This is a genomic window from Sulfurihydrogenibium sp. (assembly GCF_027448985.1).
In the GTDB taxonomy this organism is placed as follows: Bacteria; Aquificota; Aquificia; order Aquificales; family Hydrogenothermaceae; genus Sulfurihydrogenibium.
In genome coordinates, this window is record NZ_DAIDMN010000185.1 from 1 (window position 1) to 586 (window position 586).

The 586-nt window shown below is 36.7% G+C and carries 1 protein-coding gene; it reads right to left on the reverse strand.

All coding sequences use genetic code 11. The annotated features are described in order from the left end of the window. Positions 1–12: 12 nt before the first annotated feature. A complete protein-coding gene (gene rplP / locus NE054_RS08490; RefSeq protein WP_297890562.1) occupies positions 13–432 on the reverse strand; it encodes a 50S ribosomal protein L16 in 420 nt (139 codons plus the stop codon). Between the last annotated feature and the right edge of the window lie 154 nt (positions 433–586).

Genomic DNA, 586 nt, shown 5'->3' on the forward strand with positions numbered 1-586 from the left:
CTAGCTTTCATCTTAGACCTCCTGAGCCTTTACCATTCTAGTTTTAATTGGAAGTTTGTGTCCCGCTTTTCTAAAAGCTTCTGCCGCAACTTCCTCTGGCACTCCTGCCAATTCAAAGAGAATATGTCCAGGTTTAACTACTGCTACAAATTGGTCTAAATCTCCTTTTCCTTTACCCATACGAGTTTCTGCAGGTTTTTTAGTGATAGGTTTATGTGGAAAAACTCTTATCCATACTTTTGCACCTTTTTTTGCTTCTCTTACTATTGCGATTCTTGCTGCTTCTATTTGCCTGGATGTCATCCAACAAGGCTCAAGAGCTTGTAATCCGTACTCTCCAAAATCCACTTGGTTTCTTCTAGAGGCTTTTCCTTTCATTCTGCCTCTTTGTTGTTTTCTCCATTTAACTTTTCTTGGTTGTAATAAAGACATATTTGAACCTCCTATTTCTTCTTCTTATTACACTTTAAGTTCTTCTTCTACTTTACTTAATACTTCTTCCACTTTACTTTCTACTTTATCTCCCTTGTAAATCCAAACTTTTTACACCTAAAATTCCATATTTTGTAGATGCTCTTGCTGTTCC